The sequence below is a fragment of the Streptomyces sp. SID3343 genome (assembly GCF_009865215.1).
Taxonomy (GTDB): domain Bacteria; phylum Actinomycetota; class Actinomycetes; order Streptomycetales; family Streptomycetaceae; genus Embleya.
This window is the reverse complement of sequence record NZ_WWJX01001338.1, coordinates 1-4,117: the sequence shown is the minus strand read 5'-3', so window position 1 is coordinate 4,117 and position 4,117 is coordinate 1. Positions and strand designations below refer to the sequence as shown.

The 4,117-nt window shown below is 72.8% G+C and carries 3 protein-coding genes; 1 reads left to right on the top strand and 2 read right to left on the bottom strand.

Annotated elements, in window-relative coordinates:
• Positions 1-1,974: type 2 lanthipeptide synthetase LanM (lanM, locus tag GT354_RS42475; protein ID WP_161362185.1), on the bottom strand; the 1,974-nt coding region annotated here is incomplete at its 3' end.
• Between the two features lie 219 nt (positions 1,975-2,193).
• Positions 2,194-2,397, bottom strand: a complete 204-nt coding sequence (locus GT354_RS42470; protein WP_161362183.1) for a DUF6229 family protein — start codon at positions 2,395-2,397, stop codon at positions 2,194-2,196.
• A gap of 316 nt (positions 2,398-2,713) precedes the next feature.
• Here GT354_RS42470 and GT354_RS42465 point away from each other — a divergent pair.
• Positions 2,714-4,117 (top strand): AAA family ATPase (locus tag GT354_RS42465; RefSeq protein ID WP_346012431.1); only part of this gene is annotated, 1,404 nt, incomplete at its 3' end.

Sequence of the window (4,117 nt, the reverse complement as noted above, 5' to 3'; positions counted from 1 at the left end):
GGCCGCGAGCGCCCGCACCGCGCCGTCGGCGACCGCCTCCAGCCCGTCGGGGTAGGTCAAGAACCCGGCCCGCGACTCGGCCAGACACGCCTGGAGAGCCAGCGCGACCCCGCCCTGGCCGCCGTACAGATCGGCGGCGAACGGCCGTACGTTGAAACCGCTTTCGGTGTACACGGGACCGATCCACGTGCACGTTCCGTCGTCGCCCGGCACGGCCCGCGCGCACAGGTCACGAGCGAGCGCCCCGGCGAGCGCGCGCCGCCGGCCGTCGAGGTTGTTGCCGTGCGCGGCCACGTCGCGCCGGCGCTCCCCCTCCGGCATCGCGCTGCGGTCCCGGTACACGCCCAGGAGTGACGCGCGGATCACCTCCTGGTCGAATGCCGGGCTGCTCGCCCGCCACCGCTCGACGGCCTGGTCGATCAATTGACCCGGTTCCCCCCACGTGGTGCCGCGCGGGCCGGCGAGCAGGCCGTGCTCGGGGCGCATGGTGAAGAACGGGACGTCCCCGTCCAGCAGTTCGGCCACTTCTGCGGCCACCACCTCGGCCGTCGACGGCGCGCCCCGCAAGGCCACGGCCTGCTTGGTGAGTACGTCCCGGGCGCGCTCGACCGCCGGCGCCTCGTCGTGCAGGGAGGCCGGATGCCACAGCATGCGCGCGACCTCGACGTAGACCTGCGTCGGCCGCAGTACCGCCCGCAGTTCACACCCGCCGAACACCTCCAGCGCCGGACGCAACCCACGCGTGCGGTCCAACGCGTCGAGCCGCGCCCGCAGTTCGCGATATCCCCGGACCATGTCCTCACGGTGCGCCAGCGGATCGGGTTCGGCCGCCGGCAGATTGGCCGACCCGGGAATGTCGGCGGCCTGCATCGCCAACCGGGCCAAGTCGGTGCCGGCGCCGGCGATCACCGGTACCGGCACACGCGGCTGCTGGTCGGGGAGTGCCCCCACCGCCGACATGTCCACGCCCTGGAGCGCGAGTTGGGACAACCGCATCGGCAACAGCCCGGTCCGCAGAACCGTGTTGCGCACCGAGGCCGCGGCCCGGTCGAAGGCGTCGCCGAGTCCACTCGCGCCCATGTGCGGTTCGGGACTGAACAACGTCTCGCAGTCCACCACCCAGGCGACCGGCCCGTCCGCGATCACGTTGTCGGCGTGCAGATCGGTACCGCCGAGCAACTGGGCGACACACATCCACTCACCCAAGCCCCGGTAGAACCGGGCCTGTTCCCCCTCGTCCGCGCAGTATCGGTGCTCGATGTGCTCGGCCCAGCCGTAGCCCTCGCACTCGACGACTCGCGGCACCCGGATCCGGTCCTCGGCCGGCGTCCCCGCGAGCAGCACGTCCAAGGTCGCGGCGAGCGCGGCGTCCACGGCCAGCGAACGCGGCTTGTACACCACCCGGCCGCCCTCGAACCGCACGAGCGCCACGGTCCGCCCGGCACGGTGTGAGTCCCCGGCGTCCAACGAGACATCAACGAGCGCGCCGGGCTCGCGGCCGAGCAGCGTGCGCACGCGCGGCCGGTCGGTGGCCAGGCGCCGGGCCAGTTCGAGCACCGCCGAACAGCGGTTGCCCACCACCCGCGCCAAGCGCGGCGCGAACGCGGGGTAATGCTCGTCCAGTCCCGCCCAAAAACCAGGCTCCGCGGCCAGTTCGACGAATTCGTCCCAGCGCAGCCGAGAGGTCTCCCGAGTGAGTCGGCCCGTCATCCGGGCGGCGTGCAGTTCGAGCAGCAACAGCCGATTGACCTTCGGCCGCACCGCGCCGTACAGCGACTGCCGCGCGGCCCGCACCACGACGCCCCGCTCGGCATCCGACCAGGCGGCCCAGGCCGACCCGGCGGCCAACCGCTCCGCGACATCCGCGAGCGCGGGCTCGACCAAGGGTTTCAACGCGGCGTCGAACTCTCCCGCGTCGTCGTACGCCACCACCGACGCCGACTCGTCCGGCCGGGGCAGTACAGGAGCAGCCACGTGCGGTTCGCCTCCCACATATCGACGCACACCCAAACACCGATGCAACCGACCCGACACAAAACCCGAAACGGGGAACGAGACCCGACCCCAGCCCCCAACCGAAGGCCGACCCCCCGAACAAGACCCGCCACCGGAACCGACGAACCCGCCCCCCGAAGCCGCAGCCTCGGGAAACGGGTCGCCGCCGGACGGTCGCCGGTCAGAAGCGGACGGGCCTCAGCAACACATACGCGTACGCGAACCCGAGCACGCGGTGCCGCACGTCAGCGCGGCCACGTCGATGTCGGTGAGACCGGCCTCGGTCGCGGACCCCCCGATGTACAGGGACCCTGCCGGGTTTTCCGCCCCTGCGGCCGTCTCGACGCCCTCGCGCCAGGCGTTGACGACGGTTTCCGCGGAGTCCTTCGCTGCGGTGCGCATATCGGAACCTTTCCGCCGGAGCCGTGCCGTGCGGCCGCGGTACTCGCCGAACAACCGGGCGCCGGACCATGGGTCGGGGATGTGCGGGCAGCAAACGGTACCCATTCGTTATGAAACCTGTCGACAGTTCGTGACCCTCGATGTACCGTCCGCGAAAATCGGCTCGATTTCGCCGAGGAACCGGAGCCCCCGCCTCCGTATCCGGCCCCGACCGCCGCCTCCAACAGCCGCTCCCAGCCCCCGACTTCCCACCCCACCGCCACCGCCGATCCCACCCGTGAGCCGGCCCGGCCGGCACCCGTGCCAGGATGGGCGGGTGGCACCGTACCCGGGTTTCAGCACACCGTTGGTCGGCCGGAGTGCGGAGGTCACGCACCTCGGTCGGATGCTCGCGCGCGCCCGCACCGGCGAGCCCGCCGCGGTACTGGTCGCCGGCGACGCCGGCATCGGCAAGACCCGTCTGCTCGCCGAGGCGGCCGAACAGGCCGGCGCCGCGGGCATGACCGTCCTGACCGGCCACTGCGTCGACCTCGGCGACGTCGGCCTGCCCTACCTGCCGTTCACCGAAATCCTGCGCACCGTCGAAACCGATCCGCGGCACGCGCCGGCCCTGGCCGGACGCCTCGCGATCGAGCGGCTGATGCGCGCAGGCGGCTCGGAATCGGGGCACGAGCACGGAGCGCCCGACCCGGGGGTGCGACTGCGCCTGTTCGAGGACGTCACCGCGCTGCTGGCCGACCTGTGCGAGCAGTCCCCCGTACTGCTGGTCCTGGAAGACCTCCAGTGGGCCGACCAGTCCACCCGCGACCTGCTGCGCTTCCTGCTCAGCCGGCTGCTCGCGCGCGGTTCCGGCTACGGCGACTCGCAGCGGTTCGCCGTGGTGGCCTCGTATCGCTCCGACGACCTGCACCGCCGCCATCCGCTGCGCCCGTTGCTCGCCGAGTTGATCCGGCTGCCCGGGGTGGAGCGCATGGGCCTGGAACCGATGGGCGACGACGACGTGGCCAGCCTGGTCCGGGCGATCGGCACCGGTCCGATGTCCGACGAGAGTGTGCGGCGCATCGTGGAGCGCGCCGAGGGCAACGCCTTCTACGCCGAGGAACTGCGCGCCGCGACCGCGGACGACGGCTTCGGGGTGCCCGGTGGACTGGCCGAGGTGTTGCTCACCCGGATCGAACAGTTGTCGGCCACCGCCCAGCGGGTGGTGCGTACCGCGGCGGTGGCCGGGCGCAGCGTCGAACACCGGCTCCTGCGCGACGCGGTCGAGATGCCCGACGACGAGTTGGAGTCGGCGCTGCGCGAGGCCGCGGGCCGCCACCTGCTGATCGCGGGCAAGGACGACACGTATTCGTTTCGGCACGCGCTCAGCCGCGAGGCCGCGTACGACGACCTGCTGCCGGGCGAGCGGGTGCGCATCCACGGCGTGTTCGCCCGCCTCCTGGGCGGCGAGGGCCGCAAGGCCGACAGCGCCGCCGAGCGGGCCTACCACCACCGCGAGAGCCACAACCCGGCGGGCGCGCTCGCCGCGTCCCTGGAGGCCGCCGACCACGCCGCCCGAGTCGGCGCCCCGGTCGAGGAACTGCGCCACCTGGAGACCGCGCTCGACCTGTGGGACGCGGTGTCGGACGCCGACAAACCGGTCGATTCCGACGACGTGACGCTGATCCTGCGCGCGTCCGCCGCCGCCGTGCGCGCGGGCGAGGCGCACCGCGCGGTCACC